This window comes from Haloarcula sp. Atlit-7R, assembly GCF_003666065.1.
GTDB classification, from domain to species: Archaea; Halobacteriota; Halobacteria; order Halobacteriales; family Haloarculaceae; genus Haloarcula; species Haloarcula taiwanensis.
In genome coordinates this window covers 1-16,326 of sequence record NZ_QXIK01000136.1, presented here as the reverse complement: position 1 = coordinate 16,326, position 16,326 = coordinate 1, and the positions used below count along the sequence as shown (strand labels likewise).

Here is a 16,326-nt window from a genome sequence, read left to right as displayed (position 1 = left end):
AAGGGGAAGATACTTCCCTGCCCTGCCCGCATCTGCGTGTATGAGCACGTACACTGTTCGCGGTAGTTTCCCGGCCCGAGACGGCCCACAGGAGTTCGAGAAGGAGGTCGAGGCGCCAAACGAGAACGTCGCTGAGGAGCGCGTTTACAGCGACTTCGGCTCCCAGCACAACCTCAAGCGCACGCAGATCACAATCGAGGAGGTGGCAGCATGATGGGCGGTGGCGGCGGTGGCGGCGGTCAGATGCAGCAGGTCGCACAGGAAATCGAACAGATGGAGCAGGAAGTCGACGCCATCGACGAGGAAATCGAACGCCTCCGCGAGAAGCAGACGAACATCGACGAAGCCATCGAGGCCATCGAAACGCTCGACTCCGGCTCCACGGTGCAGGTCCCGCTCGGCGGCGACGCCTACATCCGCGCGACTATCGAGGACATCGACGAGGTTGTCGTCTCTCTCGGTGGCGGCTACTCCGCAGAGCGCGAACAGGACGGCGCTGTCGACACGCTGGAAACCAAGAAGGAAACGCTGGACGACCACATCAGCGACCTGCAGGAAGAGAAGGCCGAAGTCGAGACCGAGATGGAGGAACTCGAACAGCAGGCCCAGCAGATGCAACAGCAGCAGATGCAGCAGATGATGCAACAGCAAGAGCAGGAAGACGAGTAAGGCCGCCATGTTCGACGGACTGAAGGACAAACTCAGCGGGTTCACGAGCGACGTCGAGGAAGATGTCGACGACGACGCGCTCGAAGCGGAGGACGAACCGGACGCCGGCGAGGCAGATGGGGACGTGCCTGCCGATGCAGAGACTGAATCCGAGCCCGCACCGGACGCACAGCCGTCCGAAGACGACACGCGGGTGGCGGAAGCGACAGCCGAGACCGACCAGCAACAGGCTGACGCTGAACCGCCAGCAGCGGACTCTGTGGCGACAGAGGAGTCAGCCACAGCGTCGGCTACGGAACTCGAAGACACGGACGCGGTCCCCGACGACGAGTCACAGTCGGACACCGCCGCGGCGACCGAGGAGGACTCGGAGTCCGAAGCCGATTCGGAGTCTGAGGAAGACGACGGTGGCCGCGGCCTCGCCGCGAAGGCGAAGCTCATGGCGACCGGGAAGACGGTCATCGAGGAGGAGGACCTGCAGAGCCACCTCGACGACCTCGAACTGGCGCTGCTGTCGAGCGACGTGGAGATGAGCGTCGCCAACGAAATCCTCGACGGCGTCAAGGAGAATCTCACGGGCCAGACCCGCAGACGGCTCTCTAGCACGGGGAACCTCGTCCGGGACGCACTCCGAGAGTCGCTGTACGATGTCATCAACGTCGGCCAGTTCGACTTCGACGAGCGCGTCCAGCAGGCGGACAAGCCCGTCACCATCGTGTTCACCGGCGTCAACGGCGTCGGGAAGACGACCTCAATTGCGAAACTCGCCCAGTACTTCGAGGACCGTGGACTCTCGACGGTGCTCGCCAACGGCGACACCTACCGCGCTGGCGCGAACGAGCAACTGGAGAAACACGCCGAGAACCTCGACAAGAAGATCATTACCCACGAGCAGGGGTCGGATCCGACGGCGGTTGTCTACGATGCCGTCGAGTACGCAAAGGCCAACGACATCGACGTGGTGCTTGGCGATACGGCTGGCCGACTCCACACCTCCGATGACCTGATGGCCCAACTGGCGAAGATCGACCGCAACATCGACCCCGACATGACGCTGTTCGTGGACGAGGCGGTCGCGGGTCAGGACGCCGTCAATCGGGCGCGCGAATTCAACGACGCGGCCGAAATCGACGGAGCGATTCTGACGAAAGCCGACGCCGACCCGCAGGGCGGTGCGGCTATCTCCGTCGCCCACGTCACCGGCAAGCCAATTCTCTTCTTGGGGACCGGCCAAGACTACGACGACCTCGAACCGTTCGACCCCGAGGAAATCGTCGACAGTCTCATCGGCGAGTAGGCCTCTTACTTTGCGGTTATTGTTGCCGCAGCCTCCGGGCTGTGCGTAGCTATTGTGCACCCTGTGCGTGGAAAACACGGAGCGGTCACACGCTTCTGCCGAGGGCCCACTGCACTCGATGCGGCAAATATTACTACATGAGCGGAGGTGTGGTCGTTTTCGCCGACAGGAGCGCGCTGAAGTCACTCGCTGTGCATCTCTGACGTACACACTATCGTAGCGTGACACCAATGCAGACAACCGAACGACGCGACGTTTCCAGCGATGTTGTCAACGGGGGAGATAGCGATGTCTGACGGCCACTACTGTCGGCAAGCCGCGCCGGCTGATGTCGCACCTGAACTCGTCGGGCCGTCTCCGGATGATCGTCCTCTCCCTGTTGACGAGCAGCGGTCGTAACTGGCGGGGGCGAGTTGCTGCCCGCTGTCTCAGTTGGCAGTGACGAGAACTGCGGCGATGGGAGTTCCCGCAGGCTGGAGACTGCTGCTGGACACACGCGTTATTACGTTGCTAAACGGGGCTGAGTGGATGAGTTCTGACCGGTGAACGGCTGTCCGTCACAGTGCGGAGCAGGCCGGCATTCCCAGAGGCGCAGATGTCTATGTGTTTGATAACTGCTTGGGAACAGTATGCATACATATAAGCCGGGCACCGAACAACACCGCGACACCTCAATGTCTGGGCAATCAAAGCCAGAACTCCCGGTGAACCGGACGAAATACTGGCTTTGAACGAATCAGGGTCTGGCACAGACTGTTTATCGTTGTTCTGTGGACCGGCCCACCTTCGGATGTGTCTAATTCGTTCCGTCGGCTCCCTGTCAGACGCTTAGCAGGCCATTCATAAACTGCCCTGGTGGTCTTCGGGCAAACGCTATGGGACGACTCACAACTCGACGAAACGTTATCAAAATCGCAGGCGGCGCACTCGTAGCGCTCGCTGGCTGTAGTGACACTGGCGGTAGCGGCGGGAACGGCACGATGGAAACTGACGGCGGAGGTGGTGAAGCCCCGAACACACCCACGGCAGCAGCGACTGATGCGATGACGGAAGACGACACAGAACCGGCGATGGAGACTGCGTCCGACACCGAGGGCGAAACTGGAACCGATACCCAGACGGAATTCGACGAAAACGAGACCGGGATGCCGGACGGCGAAACCGACATACCCGGCAACGATACCGAGGGGCCGGGCAACGCAACAGACCTGCCAAGCAACGAGACCGAACTGCCGGATAACGAAACCGGTCTGCCCGGTAATGAGACCGACACGGCCGGAAACGAGTCGGGCAACGAAACGACTGCCAACGAAACCGGCACATAAGCCGCTGACGCCGTGCCGGACCGCGTTCTGTCCGGCCGGGTACGTCTGGTGTTACTCTCGGGCGGCTTCAACGGCGTCGACGAATGCCGCGGCCTGCTCGCGGACACCGTCCATGTCGTCGTTTTCGATGGCCTCGTAGTTGACCAGCGCCGAGCCTGCGCCGACGGCGACCGCGCCGGCGTCGAAGTACTCCCCGACGTTGTCCGTCGAGACACCACCAGTCGGCATAATCGGGACATCGCCAAGCGGCCCCTGCAGCGCGCCGATGTGGCCCGGGCCGACAGTCGAGGCGGGGAACATCTTCAGGATGTCCGCGCCAGCTTCCATCGCGTCGGCGGCCTCCGTCGGCGTCATGACGCCCGGAATCGCGAGGACGCCCTCGCGGTTACACACGTCGATGACCTCTTCGTTGAGGTTCGGTGCGAGGACGAATTCCGCGCCGGCCTCGATGACGTTTCGGGCGGCAGCGGCGTCCATGACTGTCCCGGCCCCGATGATGGCGTCGGTATCGTCGAGGGCCTTGTCGACGGCGGCGATCATGTCCGAACAGCGCTTTGCGTCGGCCGTCAGCTCCAGCGCCGTGACGCCGCCCTCGTGGACCGCCGTCGCCACGTCGACCATTTTCTCCTCGGGAATCCCGCGCAGGACTGCCGTGACGCCGCTGTCGACCAGTTCCTGTTGTACCGCCTGTTTGCTCGTCATAGGCGCAACTGTGGTGGGGTGGCTGAAAAGCGTGTCTGAACCGCCGGCTCACTCGCTAGGCGTCCGGGTTGTACGGGCGCGCGATATCAGTCGGCGGCGCGCCGACGCCCAGCACAGTAACCGACTCGTCGGCATCAGCAGGGTTGTGGGCACGGTGTGGGCTTTCCGGTTCGGCGACGAACGCTTCGTCGGACGAGACAACGTACTCCCCGTCGGGCGTTTCGACGTGAAGTGTCCCCTCAAGGACGTAGAACAGTTCCTCGCGCGTCTCGTGGTAGTGGTAGGTCCGCGAGAGGTCCTCGCCGGGGGCCATCTCGTAGGTGGCCGCATGGAGCGCGTGGAGTTCGGCGGCGTCGGAGATGCCGCGCCGGTCACAGGGGTAGTCCTCGGTTTCTGACAGGTCCCGTGGGTCGATCTGATGATAGCCCATATCGTCGGTGGGGGCGTCGGCGGGCAAAAGCGTGCCCACGGCGCAGTGTCAGGTGAACAGCCAGACGAGAAGCGAAAGCGTTCCGATGGAGACGACCGTCGACGTGAAGACGTTTAGCGAGGCAAACGCCGCGTCGCCGCCGAGTTCCGTCGTGTAGACGTACGTCGACACCGCCGTTGGGGTGCCGAGCATCACGACCGCCGCGCTCAGCGCCGTCGTGTCCATCGACAGCGAGGAGTACACCAGCCACGCCAGCGCCGGCATCCATAGCACCTTCAGCCCGACGACGCTGACGGTCTTCTGCAGGTCAGCCATCGGGAGGTCCGTGTCAAGCGTCGCACCGATACACAGCAGCGCGACCGGCAGCGCCAGTTCGGCCGGCACGCCGAGTGCACCGATGAGTGACTCCGGAACGGACAGCGACAGGACCGAGGCTGTGATGCCGGCCGCCAGCGCGATGAGGACCGGGTTCGTCACGAGTTTCTTGCATTCGCCCAGCAGCGAGGCGTCGCTGCCGTTGATGCGGACCAGCAGGAACACCGTCACCGGGACGTGAGTCACCGCGCCGATGCCGAGGATGACGCTGGCGACGGCTGTCGCTTCGCTGTCCATCGTCGCCGCCACGAGCGGCAGGCCGAGAAACCCCATGTTGCTGTGATACGACTGCACGACCGACACGCTCCGGCGACCCGCTGACTCCATCCGTCGATGGACGAGCCAGCCCAGCGCTATCGTCAGTCCGATGACGGCCCAGAACCCCCCGAGGAGCGCCGGCGAGATAATCTCCTGTAACGGGCGGGTGTAGGTAGACCGGAATATGAGCGCCGGCAGCGCGACGGTAAAGACGAGTGTGGTGAGGATATCCGTCCGCCGCTCGGTCAGCAGCCCGAAGTGACCGGCAGCGACGCCGGTCGAAAGGAATGCGACCATGAACCCGAGCTGCCCGAGAACGGCCATGTTGGTGCCCAATCGGTTCGAACGCTTGACCCTTTCGTCACAGGCGAAAGCGAATTTTAATCATGTAGTTCCCGCGCGGAGGGAGTCGGTTCCGCTCCCAGCCAGGGCGTGGCGGCCCGACAACAAGCCTTTACCCGCACCGTCGCGTATCTCGCGCCAACAATGGTACTCGACAATCTGGGGAGTTCACTCCGGGGGACACTTGACGACCTCCGGGGGAAGTCCCGGCTCTCTGAAGAAGACATCGAGGACATCGTCAAGGAGATTCAGCGGTCGCTGTTGCAGGCCGATGTGGATGTCGGGCTCGTGCAGGACCTCTCCGACAGCATCGAAACACGCGCGCTGGATGAGGAACCGCCGGCGGGGACGACCCCGCGGGACTGGGTCCTGCGAATCGTATACGAGGAACTGGTCGACCTCGTCGGCGAGTCGACCGAACTCCCACTAGAAGAGCAGACCATCATGCTCGCCGGCCTGTACGGGTCGGGGAAGACGACGACGGCCGCGAAGATGGCGTGGTGGTTCTCGACGAAAGGACTCCGGCCGGCTATCATCCAGACTGACACGGACCGGCCCGGTGCGTACGACCAGTCCAAGGAGATGGCCGAACGAGCTGAGGTCGACTTCTACGGCGACCCCGACGAGGACGACCCGGTGAAGATCGCCCGCGACGGGCTGGAAGCGACGGCGAACGCGGACGTTCGTATCGTCGACACGGCAGGTCGTGACGGCCTGAACGAGGAACTCATCGAACAGATCGAGCGCATTGAGCAGGAGGTCCAGCCCGACCGGGACCTGCTCGTGCTGGACGCGGCGATGGGCCAGAGCGCCAAGAGCCAGGCCGCCGACTTCGAGGAAGCCATCGGCATCGACGGCGTCGTCATCACCAAACTCGACGGGACGGCGAAAGGTGGCGGCGCGCTCGCCGCCGTCAACGAGACCGATTCCACCATCGCCTTCCTCGGTTCCGGGGAGACGGTCAAGGACATCGAGCGCTTCGAACCGTCGGGGTTCATCTCTCGACTGCTCGGCATGGGCGACCTCAAACAGCTCACCGAGCGCGTCGAGCGCGCGATGGAGGAGACCCAGGAGGGCGACGACGAGGACTGGGACCCCGAGGACATGCTAGAGGGGCAGTTCACCCTCAAGGACATGCGCAAGCAGATGCAGACGATGAACAACATGGGGCCGCTCGACCAGGTGATGGACATGATTCCCGGCCTGGGCGGCGGGCTGATGGATCAGCTCCCCGACGACGCGATGGACGTGACACAGGAGCGGATGCGTGACTTCGACGTTATCATGGACTCGATGACTGAGGAGGAACTGGAGAACCCCCGCGTCGTTGGTCAGTCCCGGACCGAACGCATCTGTCGCGGCTCGGGCAAGCCCGAGGAGCGCGTGCGTGAACTCCTCCAGCAGCACAAGCAGATGGAGCAGATGCTCAAGCAGTTCCAGGGCATGGGCGACGGCGACATGGAGCGGATGATGAAACAGATGCAGCAGGGCGGTGGCGGTGGTGGCGGCATGGGCGGTATGGGCGGCGGCATGGGGCCGTTCGGCGACTGACGCCGCTGTGTCGAGTCGCGGGCTGTGATACCCTACGCTATTTTGATGATTTATATTCGAAATCCGGGCCAGAACTAAGGGTTGGCCCGTCCTACGGATAAAGCGAGCATGTACGAAATTGTCGCTGGGATAGACAAAAGTGAGGCTCGTGGGACCGCCATCGCGGAAGCGATAACCGAGATTCCGATGGACGCCAGCCAGGTCCGCGTCACGTTGCTACACGACTTCGAGGAGAACCCCGAAGGTGCGTCCGTCGATCAGGTGGCCTCTATCCGCCGGGCACGGGAAGCTCTCGAAGAGGCTGGCGTCGAGGTGGCTCTGGAAGAGTCGAGCGGCGAACCGGCTGACGCCATCCTCCGGCTAGCTGACGAGCAGGACGCTGACATGATTGTCGTCGCCGGGCGCAAGCGGACGCCGACGGGTAAAGTGCTGTTCGGCAGCGTCACACAGAGCGTGATTCTGGGCACGGACCGCTCCGTGCTGGTCTGTAGCGGCGAAGAAGAGTAACGCCGCGGTCAGACGCCGTACACTTCTTCGACCCGCTTAGCGAGCGGCGACGGGTCCGTCCGGCCGGTGATCCGCTCGACGGGGTCGCCGTCCTCGAACAGCACGACGGCGGGCGCCGCGTTGACACCGACTGACCGACAGAACTCCGGCGACCGCTCGCCGGCGACGCCGCCGACCGGAACGCCGTCCGGGAACGCGGCCAGGACGTCGTCTAACTGTTCTTTCATCGCTTCGCAGGGGTCACAGAACAGCTTCCATACGGTCACGACACACCGCTCGTGGGCGTCGACGAAGGCCTCGTAGCTGTCGTCGTCTAGATGTTCGACCCCGTCGGGGACCGGCGTCTCCGGTCCCAGTTCGGTCGCCATCTGTGCCATCGTCGTCAGTTCCACGGTGGTGTAGGAGCCGTCGACGTTCGACCGCAGGGTCAGGAACGTGGCGAACTCCTCACGCGAGACGTCGAGTTCGTCGACGCGCTCGGCCGCTTCGGCAGCCGAATCGAGGCCGAACACGTCGGCGACGGACTCGTGGAACTCCGCGTCGCCCATCGTGACGTAGGTGTCGTAGTACACCTCGCGGTCGGCCTCGAATGCCTCTGTCGTGCTGACTTCGTCCGTCTCCTCGTCGATGACGGCAACGCCTTCCGACTGCAGCGCGTCAAGCAGCGCTTCGGGAGAGCTTGTGTCCGACATTCAGACACCCAGATATTTGTCGCGCGTTTCTTGATCTTGCTGTAGTTCCTCGGCGGGTCCCTCGAAGACCACTTCTCCGCGATCCAGCACGTAACACCGGTCGGCAATCTTCATCGCCGCTACGGCGTTTTGCTCGACCAGCAGTATCGTCGTCCCGTCCTCGCTGATACGTTCGATGGCGTTCTCGACGGACTCGATGATCTGGGGGGCCAGCCCCTCGTACGGCTCGTCGAGCATCAACAGGTCGGTGCTCTGATGGAGCGCGCGGGCGATAGCGAGCATCTGCTGCTCACCGCCCGAGAGCGTGCCGGCCTTCTGGGAGCGTCGCTCGTCGAGTCGCGGGAAGTACTCGTAGATCTCCGCCGTCGACATCCCTTCGTCGCGGAAGTCGAGCTTCCGCCGCCAGGTGTTCGACTTGTTGCGGACGGTGTCCGCGAGGTGGAGGTTCTCGGCGACGGTCAGATCAGTGAACACGCGCCGTTCTTCCGGGACCAGCGAGATGCCGCGGACGGCGATGTCCTCTGGCGGCTGGTTCGTGATGTCCGTTCCGTCGAACTCGATACGGCCGCTCCGGACATCCGGCGGCGTCGCCCCGGAGATACACCGGAGTGTCGAGGTCTTCCCCGCGCCGTTTCGGCCCAGCAGGGCCGTGATTTCGCCGTCATCGACGTTCATCGACACGTCCTGGATGATGTGGCTCTCGCCGTAGTAGCCGTTGATGTTGTCCACGTCGAGCAGCGTCATTCTTCGACACCTCCAAGATACGCTTCCTGTACCGCAGGATCGTTCTGTACTTCCGTCGGCGTCCCTTCCGCGATGACTGCTCCGCGGTTGAGGACGACGATTCGGTCCGAGATGTCGAAGACGATCTCCATGTCGTGTTCGACAAGCAGGAAGGTCAGGTCGAGGTCCTCCTTGACTCGCTTGATGAGCTTGACGGTCGATTTCGTTTCGTCGGGGCTCATTCCGGCAGTCGGTTCGTCCATCAACAGCATATCCGGCTCGGCGGCCAGCGCGATGCCGAGTTCGAGCCGGCGCTTGTTCCCGTAGTCGAGGCTATCGGCCTGATTCTCCCGCTCGTCGTACAGGCCGACCGACTCGAGGACCTCGTTCGCCAGTTCGTCGACCGCCGGGTAGCTGTTCTGATTCCGGAAGAAATTGAACCGGAACGAGCCGTGCTCGGCCGCCAGCGCCGCGATGGTCGCGTTCTCCTTGACGGTTAGTTCGGGGAAGATAGAGGCCGTCTGGAAGGACTTGCTCATCCCTCGCTGGACAACCTCGTGTGGGTCCATCCCGATGATGGAATCCCCTTGGAACGCGATCTCGCCGTAGCTCGGTTCGAGCCGCCTGGTGACGAGGTTGATGAACGTCGACTTCCCCGCGCCATTGGGGCCGATGAGGCTCACGCCCTCCCCCTGTTCTATCTCCAGGTCCACCTCATCGACGGCCGTGAGGCCGCCGAACTGCTTGGTGAGCTGTTCCGTTTTGAGGACCGTCATTCGTCCTCACCCCCGACAACCATGTCACGAAGGTAGTCGATACCGCCCCAGATCCCGTTGGGGAAGAGGACGACAGCGACGACGAATACGATACCAAGAATGAGGTGCCAGAACGGGCCGAGCGTCTCGAACCCGCTGACGATGTTCTCGATGTACAGGTACAGGCCGGCACCGAACAGCGGCCCGAACAGCGACCCGACGCCGCCGAGCACAGTCATGATGACGACGCGGCCGGATTCGGTCCAGTACAGCGACTCCAGTGGCACGTAGTTCCCCTCAATGGCGAACAGGCTCCCGGCGATGCCGGCGAAGGCAGCCGAGATGATAAACGCCATCAGCTTGTACCGCCAGACGTCGAGGCCGACGAACTCCGCCCGCCGCTCGTTCTCTCGAATCGCGCGGAACACGGTCCCGTACGGCGAGTGGAGGATGCGGTTCGCCATCGCGACCGACAGCACCGTCATGACGGCCACGAACACGTACAGCATGTTGTCGACCAGCATCGACAGCGGGAACGGCACGCCGCCGTGGATGTCGATGACGCCCAGCAGGCTGCCGATGTCCACGGAGGTGAAGCCGTTCTCACCGTTCGTCAGGAAGGCCAGCGGCGAGGCCGCTAGGTAGAACGACATCTGGCCGAACGTCAGCGTCAGGATGGCGAAATAAATCCCACCGCGGCGCAGCGACAGGAAGCCGACGATCCACGCCAGCAACACGGCAAACGCCGTGCCGGCGAGCAACACCAGCAGCGGCGAGCTACTGACGCTCGCGCTGAAGATACCGGCGGCGTAGGCTGCGCCCCCGAAGAAGACGGCGTGACCGAACGACAGCAGGCCGGTGTACCCCAGCAGGATGTCGAACCCAACGGCGAAGATACCGTAGATGAGAATCAGCGTCGCCAGCTGCGTGTAGCCGTTGAGGTAGTTGTTGAAGAGGAACGGGAAGACGGCCACGCCCACGACTGTGAGCAGTACCGTCGATATCTCCCGGTCGCGGAAGCTGGCCCACCGGTCGGCGAGGCCGCCGGTGACCTCCGCCTCAGCGTCGGCCGCTGCCGTGGCGGTCGCGTCACCCGGTTCGTCGCTCATGAGACGTCCACCTCCGAGCCCAGCAGACCCTGCGGACGCACCAGCAAGACGAGTGCCGCGAGCGCGTAGATACCGACCTGACTCCAGGCGGCGTACCCAGTCTGGATGAGGAGCACCTGTAGGGTTCCAAGCATCAGCCCGGCCACGACGGCCCCCTCTATTTTCCCGACGCCGCCGATAACGACAGTCAGAAACGCCGGAACCAACTGTTCAGTCCCGATGTTCGGATTGACATTGGCGAGCGGACCGCCAACGACACCAGCCACGCCGGCGAGTGCAGCACCGATGCCGAACACGACGAGGTACGGCCGGCTCAGTTTAATTCCCAGGAGGCGAACCATCTCACCGTCGAGGGTACCGGCCTGGACGATGAGTCCGAAGTCAGTGTACTCAACGAGGCCGTACACGCCCAGGACGAGGACTGCCGTAATCGCGATGACGCCGAGTCGCCAGCGCGGGAAGTTCCCAACGACGGGCAACGCGATGGGGCCGGATGCCCACGATGGCTGTGGGAACGGCTGGCTGTTCCCGCCAAGCAGCGCCCGGAGCAGTTCCTGGACGATGATTGCGAGCCCGAAGGTCACGAGAATCTGGTCAGTGTCGGGGCGGTCGTAGAACGCCTGTGCGACGAATCGCTCCATCAGGAGGCCGACGACGAACACGACAATCGGCACGATGATGAGCGCGGCGACGAACCCCAGACCGATGCCGTATGACTGGATGCCCCACTCTGCTAACTGGCCGTTGTTCAACGGGACCTGACCAGTTATGAACAGCCCCAGATACGCGCCGACGAGGTACAGTGCCCCGTGGGCGAAATTCACGAACTTCAGTGTCCCAAGGATAATCGACAGTCCAACCGCGAGTAGGACGTAAATCGCACCCTGTTGCAACCCGTTTAGTAAGATAGTGAGGATGTCCGCGAGTAGCGTCACGTCGGACTCCCCCCACTGCACTCCGCTCGTACTATCTGCGTATTCCTAATCATGCTAGTTTTTGTGTATCAAGTAAGGCGACCTCATGAACTATAAATCATGAGGGAAGCGGTCCCCTGTCGGGATTATGGCCTATTCGTCGCCGTATTCGCCGAGTTCACACTCCGCGGCCGGCCCGGAATCGCACGCGTATCCGACATCGTCCCGGGACGTGACCTCGACGATTTCGATGAAGTTCCCGTCGCCCTGTTCGCTCTCCGGGAGTCCGCGGGCAACTGGAATCGCTCGCTGGGCTTGGTGGTCGCAGGCCCGCATCGTCTCCTCGCCCATGCCGATATTGTTGTAGTTGTAGTCTTCCAGTTCGCGGATGACTTCCGGCGGGTAGAACGTTCCCGCCCGCTCGGCGGCAGCCGCGTACTGGAGCGTCTGGGCGTAGGCGAGCTGGGCCGGGCCAGAGGGAACACGGTCGTACTCGTTCTGGAACACCTCCGTGAACGCGTTCGAGGGCTCGTTGTCGATCTGGGAGTCCCAAGCAATCGTTCCGAAGACGCCCTCGATAGCCCCGCCGGCGGCCTGTGCCATCGGTCGGTTGTATAGCGGGACGACGATTTCCATGTCCTCGTCGATACCGGCATCGACGGCCTGGGAGACGGAGTTCGCGCCGTCCAGCCCGTAGTGGTCGAGCAGCAACACGTCCGCGCCGCTGTTTGCTGCCTCCGAGAGGTACGACGAGAAGTCGCTGGTCCCGAGCGGCGTCGGCACGCTATCGACCTGCTCCCAGCCGATTTCCGAGAGGAACTGGTTCATCGACTCCTGGACGGTCTGGCCCCAGGAGTAGTCGGCGTACAGCTGGTAGAAGGAGTTATCCGAGCCGTACTCGCTTTCGAGCACCGGCGCAAGCGCCTGTCCGGTCATGTACGCGTTGAACATCTCCCGGAAGCCGTACCGGGCGCAGTCTTTTCCGGTCGTGTCGTTGGAGTGAGTCAGGCAGGCCATGAACATGACCTTCTCCTGCTGGCAGAGGCCCTGGACGGCGATGGCCACCGCGCTGGAGGAGCCACCAGAGATCATCACTACGTCATCCCGGTTTATCATCCGCGAAGCGGCCTGTCGGGCGGTGTCGGCGTCGGTCGCTGTGTCGCCGTTCACCGACTCGACCGTATAGCCAAGGACGCCGTCTCCGCTGAGGTCCTCGAAGCTGTCCACCCAGCCACCCCCGTTATTGAGGTGTTTCTGGGCGAGTTCGTACGCCCGGAGTTCGTCTTGCCCCTCAGACGAGTAGGGTCCGGACTGTGGCACGTTGAACCCGAACGTGACCGTGTCGCCCTCGACCGGGAAGTTCCCGAGCGACGGGTAGTCGTCGCCGCCGTCGCCACCACCGCCGTCGCCACCGTCGCCACCACCGCCGTCGCCACCGTCGCCACCGGAGCAACCGGCCAGTCCTGTTAGCCCTGCCACACCTGCGACGCCCGTACTCTTCAGCAACTGTCGTCGGTTGACCGATCTGCCATTAGTTGGCATGTTCCATACGGTGTGTGTATATATCATAATAGTTTCGGTAGGTTAACTAACGATTTAACATCTACAGGCCGACAGATTCCGGGTAAATTGCGATCCGCAGACTTATTTCGATCTGAATGGTTTGTTATAGCATGGCGAGGAACGCAGGGTGGCAGCTACTCGTCCTCACCGTCGTCGTTACCGCAGGCTGTGGGGGATTCGGGTTCAGCGGCGGCGACGGCTCGCCGACGCCGGTGACGCCCGCTCCGGTACCGACCGACTCTGCGACCGCGTATCCGGCCGGCGTTGGACCGACGGGTGTCACCAGCCCATCTCTGCTTGGGTCCGCACACGGCGACCGCCTCAACGGAACCGGGTACACGCTGACGATGACCCGCACCGTCAGATATGCAAACGGGTCGTTGCGGTCCCACCTTCGAGTCCACGTCGCGCTGGACAAGAACCGGACACATCTCGCGAACATCTCTGTCCGTGGACATGCAGCCCCAGTGCTCCTCGGCCGACCGCCGGCGACCGCCTCATTCTGGTCCGACGGCGACACGTATCTCCGTCGACTTGTGCGCGACAACCGCACGGTCTACAACGAGTACGACCCGCCGGACAGCTACGCTGGTACGTGGCAATACTGGGTCCACACCGCCGCGCTGAACGGGCGTCCTGCCGCCGACGTCACTCGAACTGTTGCTCCGTTCCACACTCGGACCTCGCGGTCCGGGCGGTCCGACGGGGCGGTCTACGTCATCAGCGGTGACCGACTGCGGGACAACGCAACGTCGACAGTGTGGGCGAGCCGGAAGAACGCGACGCTCGTCGCCCACGTCACCCGGTCGGGACTCGTCCGCAACTACCGGACCGAGTACACGACGGTCACGGACGGCGGCGACCCGATCACCGTCACCAGAACTGTTCGGTTTACCAAGGTCGGGAACACGATGGTCGGGCCGCCGCCGTGGCGCGACAGGGCACAGTCGACTCCCGACTGAGCCGTCGCCAGCGCTATCAGGGGGCTTTTTTTCACTCGCCGTCCTTCGGCCTGCAATGACTGTCCGTGAGGTGGCACTCGAAGCCTACCGGGAATCGCTCCCGGTACTGGCGCTCAGTGCAGTCGGTGGCCTCTTCGCGGGCGTCGTCCTCGGCGGCATGGACGCGGAGTTGCAGGACGTTGCGGGACTGCTCGTGCTCGTGCCGGCGTTGCTTGCCACCCGTGGGAACGTCTACGGCTCGCTCGGGGCCCGTCTGGGGTCGGCACTCCATCAGGGACTCATTGACCCGCGGTTCTCCTTCGACGACGACCGCATCAACGCCGCCGTCGCGGCGGCACTGGCAAACGGCGTGCTCATCAGCGGGGTCGCTGCGGTGATGGCTGTCGCCCTGCTCGCGCTGATCGGCCGACCGTCGGCCCCGCTCACGACCCTTGTCGCCATTGCGCTCATCGCGGGCTTCGTCTCCGGGCTGTTGTTGACTATCGCTGTCGTCTCGGTCGTGTTCGTCGGCTACCGCCGCGGGCTCAACCCGGATACGCTGGCCGGCCCGGTCGTGACGACGACGGGCGACGTGGTCGGGGTCGCGACGCTACTGGGCGCGACCCGCCTCGTTCTCGCGCTGGGGGGTGGCTGAGTGGCGGAGTTCGCCTCCCAGTGGTCGGTTTCGGGCATCGTCCGGACGATGTTTCCCATTCTGATTGTCCTCACTGCTATCGAACTCGGGAGCGGCCTCGTGCTGGATACCTTCGAAGGAACCCTGCTGCAGTATCCCTCGCTGCTCGTCCTCGTCCCCGTGACAATCGGAATGGCGGGCAACCTCGGCAGTATCCTCGCGGCGCGGTTCTCGACGGCGTTTCACCTCGGCCTCCTGTCGTTTACGGCGACTGATGACCGGTTGGCCGGCAACGCCATCGCTACCCTCGCTCTCGCGGTGACACTGTTCCCGCTGGTCGGTGCCGGCGCGTGGCTTCTTCAGACCGTCATCGGCGGCGCTGCGCTCCCGCTCCGGACCGTCGTGCTGGTCGCGTTCGTCAGCGGCAGCCTGTTGGCGGTGCTGGCTATCGTTGTGACGACGGTGACGACGTACGCCGCTTACCGGTTCGAACTGGACCCCGATGACGTGGTCATCCCTGTCGTCACGAACGTCTGTGACGTGTTGGGCGTGGTGGTGCTGTTCGGTGCTGTCCGCGTGTTCGTGTGAGTGGCGACTGACGCTACCGATGGGCCTTTGCGGGACAGGCCGCTACGTCGAGTCGTGCAGTCGCTCGCCGCCGTCCTCGGGCACCCGGCCGTCTCGGTCCTCGGAGAGGTCGCCGTCCGTGTCCTGCGCATCACCGTCTTCCTCTCGCTGGGGGTGTTCCTCGCGGAACTGGCCGTGGCGTTCGGCCTCGTCGAGAAAATCGCTGTCGTCTCCCGCTATCTCACGTCGCCGGCGAACCTCCCCGACGAGGTCGGGACGGCCATCCTGACCACGACGGCCTCGACGACCGCCGGCTACGGCATGCTCGCCGACTTCCGGGAGTCCGGCGTGCTGTCCGACCGCGCGACGCTCATCGCCGTCACCATCAACACGTTCTTCGGCTTCGCCCAGCACATCATCACGTTCTACGCGCCGATACTCATCCCCATCCTCGGCTTCCGCGTCGGGGTGCTGTACGTCGCCACCCGCGGGCTCGTCGCGCTGGCGATTACGCTGACCGGCATCGCCGCGGGCGCGGTCCTGCTGGACCCGGCCGCCGTCGGCCGGTCGGGTGCCGGCGCGGGACCGGCCCCCGACGGCGGGACGGCCGACGACCCCGCGGACGTGTTCGACGAGCGCCCGGCCACCCGCCGGGCGGCCGTCAGGGCCGCGTTCGACGCGACGGCCGGGAAGGTCCGGGACATCCTGCCGCGGTTGGCGGCCATCTACGCCGTTGTCTCCCTGCTCGTGGCCTACGGCGACGAACTCCTGGCGCTGGCTGGCAGCGACGGCGCGTCCGTGACCGCCGCCGCCGACGGGTTCGCCGGGCTGCTCGGCCTGCCCGGCGCGGCCATCCCCGTCATCGCCGCGTACGCGCTCGATACCACCTCGGGGGCAACGGTCATCGCGCCGCTCATCCGGAACGGGACTTTCACCGCCCGGACCGCCGTGGCGACGATGCTCGTAGGCGGC

19 protein-coding genes are annotated in these 16,326 nt (G+C 64.0%); 10 read left to right on the top strand and 9 right to left on the bottom strand.

Features of this window, described 5'->3' with window-relative positions:
* Positions 1–40 precede the first annotated feature (40 nt).
* From rpl18a to D3D01_RS23090, 4 genes are all read left to right on the top strand, one after another.
* A complete protein-coding gene (rpl18a, locus tag D3D01_RS23110) occupies positions 41–214 on the top strand; it encodes a 50S ribosomal protein L18Ae (protein ID WP_004518350.1) in 174 nt (57 codons plus the stop codon).
* The gene (pfdA, locus tag D3D01_RS23105; protein ID WP_121513887.1) at positions 211–669 is read left to right on the top strand and encodes a prefoldin subunit alpha; all 459 of its coding nucleotides are present in this window, start codon (positions 211–213) and stop codon (positions 667–669) included. Before rpl18a ends, pfdA begins: the two co-directional genes overlap by 4 nt.
* A 7-nt stretch (positions 670–676) precedes the next feature.
* Positions 677–1,966, top strand: coding sequence for a signal recognition particle-docking protein FtsY (gene ftsY, locus D3D01_RS23100; protein WP_121513886.1), 1,290 nt, complete (start codon positions 677–679; stop codon positions 1,964–1,966).
* Between the two features lie 875 nt (positions 1,967–2,841).
* A complete protein-coding gene (locus D3D01_RS23090) occupies positions 2,842–3,291 on the top strand; it encodes a cell wall anchor protein (protein WP_101349120.1) in 450 nt (149 codons plus the stop codon).
* Between the two features lie 51 nt (positions 3,292–3,342).
* Here D3D01_RS23090 and D3D01_RS23085 read toward each other — a convergent pair whose 3' ends face one another.
* The 3 genes from D3D01_RS23085 to D3D01_RS23075 are packed head-to-tail and all read right to left on the bottom strand — an operon-like array spanning position 3,343 to position 5,380.
* Entirely contained in the window at positions 3,343–3,993 is a 651-nt protein-coding gene (locus tag D3D01_RS23085; RefSeq protein WP_121513885.1) for a bifunctional 4-hydroxy-2-oxoglutarate aldolase/2-dehydro-3-deoxy-phosphogluconate aldolase, read from the bottom strand.
* 55 nt (positions 3,994–4,048) lie between these two features.
* On the bottom strand, positions 4,049–4,423 hold the full coding sequence (locus tag D3D01_RS23080; RefSeq protein WP_101349122.1) for a cupin domain-containing protein: 375 nt from the start codon (positions 4,421–4,423) through the stop codon (positions 4,049–4,051).
* A 48-nt stretch (positions 4,424–4,471) separates the two neighbouring features.
* On the bottom strand, positions 4,472–5,380 hold the full coding sequence (locus D3D01_RS23075; protein ID WP_121513884.1) for an AEC family transporter: 909 nt from the start codon (positions 5,378–5,380) through the stop codon (positions 4,472–4,474).
* Positions 5,381–5,542: 162 nt separating this feature from the next.
* Between D3D01_RS23075 and D3D01_RS23070 the strand changes: the two genes are divergently transcribed.
* Both D3D01_RS23070 and D3D01_RS23065 read left to right on the top strand, forming a co-directional pair.
* Entirely contained in the window at positions 5,543–6,949 is a 1,407-nt protein-coding gene (locus tag D3D01_RS23070) for a signal recognition particle protein Srp54 (RefSeq protein ID WP_101349124.1), read from the top strand.
* Positions 6,950–7,057: 108 nt separating this feature from the next.
* Positions 7,058–7,456, top strand: coding sequence for a universal stress protein (locus D3D01_RS23065; RefSeq protein ID WP_121513883.1), 399 nt, complete (start codon positions 7,058–7,060; stop codon positions 7,454–7,456).
* An 8-nt stretch (positions 7,457–7,464) separates the two neighbouring features.
* On the opposite strand, the gene D3D01_RS23060 is transcribed toward D3D01_RS23065, so the two are convergent.
* From D3D01_RS23060 to D3D01_RS23035, 6 genes are all read right to left on the bottom strand, one after another.
* Entirely contained in the window at positions 7,465–8,148 is a 684-nt protein-coding gene (locus tag D3D01_RS23060; RefSeq protein ID WP_121513882.1) for a thioredoxin family protein, read from the bottom strand.
* Positions 8,149–8,892, bottom strand: a complete 744-nt coding sequence (locus D3D01_RS23055; protein WP_101349126.1) for an ABC transporter ATP-binding protein — start codon at positions 8,890–8,892, stop codon at positions 8,149–8,151.
* Positions 8,889–9,647: an ABC transporter ATP-binding protein gene (locus D3D01_RS23050; protein WP_101349127.1), complete on the bottom strand. Its 759-nt coding sequence runs from the start codon at positions 9,645–9,647 to the stop codon at positions 8,889–8,891. Before D3D01_RS23050 ends, D3D01_RS23055 begins: the two co-directional genes overlap by 4 nt.
* Complete coding sequence (locus D3D01_RS23045; protein WP_101349128.1) at positions 9,644–10,735, bottom strand: branched-chain amino acid ABC transporter permease; 1,092 nt, start codon at positions 10,733–10,735, stop codon at positions 9,644–9,646. The genes D3D01_RS23050 and D3D01_RS23045 overlap by 4 nt, the downstream gene beginning before the upstream one ends.
* Positions 10,732–11,670, bottom strand: a complete 939-nt coding sequence (locus D3D01_RS23040; protein WP_101351392.1) for a branched-chain amino acid ABC transporter permease — start codon at positions 11,668–11,670, stop codon at positions 10,732–10,734. The genes D3D01_RS23045 and D3D01_RS23040 overlap by 4 nt, the downstream gene beginning before the upstream one ends.
* Positions 11,671–11,802: 132 nt before the next feature.
* Complete coding sequence (locus D3D01_RS23035; protein WP_101349129.1) at positions 11,803–13,191, bottom strand: substrate-binding protein; 1,389 nt, start codon at positions 13,189–13,191, stop codon at positions 11,803–11,805.
* Between the two features lie 131 nt (positions 13,192–13,322).
* Between D3D01_RS23035 and D3D01_RS23030 the strand changes: the two genes are divergently transcribed.
* From D3D01_RS23030 to D3D01_RS23015, 4 genes are all read left to right on the top strand, one after another.
* Entirely contained in the window at positions 13,323–14,174 is an 852-nt protein-coding gene (locus tag D3D01_RS23030; protein WP_101349130.1) for a hypothetical protein, read from the top strand.
* Positions 14,175–14,229: 55 nt separating this feature from the next.
* A complete protein-coding gene (locus D3D01_RS23025) occupies positions 14,230–14,808 on the top strand; it encodes a magnesium transporter (RefSeq protein ID WP_121513881.1) in 579 nt (192 codons plus the stop codon).
* The gene (locus tag D3D01_RS23020; RefSeq protein WP_121513880.1) at positions 14,809–15,375 is read left to right on the top strand and encodes a magnesium transporter; all 567 of its coding nucleotides are present in this window, start codon (positions 14,809–14,811) and stop codon (positions 15,373–15,375) included. It abuts the gene before it with no gap.
* 54 nt (positions 15,376–15,429) lie between these two features.
* Positions 15,430–16,326 (top strand): nucleoside recognition protein (locus tag D3D01_RS23015; protein ID WP_121513879.1); only part of this gene is annotated, 897 nt, incomplete at its 3' end.

Bases quoted from the DNA above. Each gene is read 5' to 3' on its own strand.
- rpl18a (WP_004518350.1), top strand. From the start codon at position 41: ATGAGCACGTACACTGTTCGCGGTAGTTTCCCGGCCCGAGACGGCCCA.
- pfdA (WP_121513887.1), top strand. From the start codon at position 211: ATGATGGGCGGTGGCGGCGGTGGCGGCGGTCAGATGCAGCAGGTCGCA.
- ftsY (WP_121513886.1), top strand. From the start codon at position 677: ATGTTCGACGGACTGAAGGACAAACTCAGCGGGTTCACGAGCGACGTC.
- D3D01_RS23090 (WP_101349120.1), top strand. From the start codon at position 2,842: ATGGGACGACTCACAACTCGACGAAACGTTATCAAAATCGCAGGCGGC.
- D3D01_RS23085 (WP_121513885.1), bottom strand. From the start codon at position 3,993: ATGACGAGCAAACAGGCGGTACAACAGGAACTGGTCGACAGCGGCGTC.
- D3D01_RS23080 (WP_101349122.1), bottom strand. From the start codon at position 4,423: ATGGGCTATCATCAGATCGACCCACGGGACCTGTCAGAAACCGAGGAC.
- D3D01_RS23075 (WP_121513884.1), bottom strand. From the start codon at position 5,380: ATGGCCGTTCTCGGGCAGCTCGGGTTCATGGTCGCATTCCTTTCGACC.
- D3D01_RS23070 (WP_101349124.1), top strand. From the start codon at position 5,543: ATGGTACTCGACAATCTGGGGAGTTCACTCCGGGGGACACTTGACGAC.
- D3D01_RS23065 (WP_121513883.1), top strand. From the start codon at position 7,058: ATGTACGAAATTGTCGCTGGGATAGACAAAAGTGAGGCTCGTGGGACC.
- D3D01_RS23060 (WP_121513882.1), bottom strand. From the start codon at position 8,148: ATGTCGGACACAAGCTCTCCCGAAGCGCTGCTTGACGCGCTGCAGTCG.
- D3D01_RS23055 (WP_101349126.1), bottom strand. From the start codon at position 8,892: ATGACGCTGCTCGACGTGGACAACATCAACGGCTACTACGGCGAGAGC.
- D3D01_RS23050 (WP_101349127.1), bottom strand. From the start codon at position 9,647: ATGACGGTCCTCAAAACGGAACAGCTCACCAAGCAGTTCGGCGGCCTC.
- D3D01_RS23045 (WP_101349128.1), bottom strand. From the start codon at position 10,735: ATGAGCGACGAACCGGGTGACGCGACCGCCACGGCAGCGGCCGACGCT.
- D3D01_RS23035 (WP_101349129.1), bottom strand. From the start codon at position 13,191: ATGCCAACTAATGGCAGATCGGTCAACCGACGACAGTTGCTGAAGAGT.
- D3D01_RS23030 (WP_101349130.1), top strand. From the start codon at position 13,323: ATGGCGAGGAACGCAGGGTGGCAGCTACTCGTCCTCACCGTCGTCGTT.
- D3D01_RS23025 (WP_121513881.1), top strand. From the start codon at position 14,230: ATGACTGTCCGTGAGGTGGCACTCGAAGCCTACCGGGAATCGCTCCCG.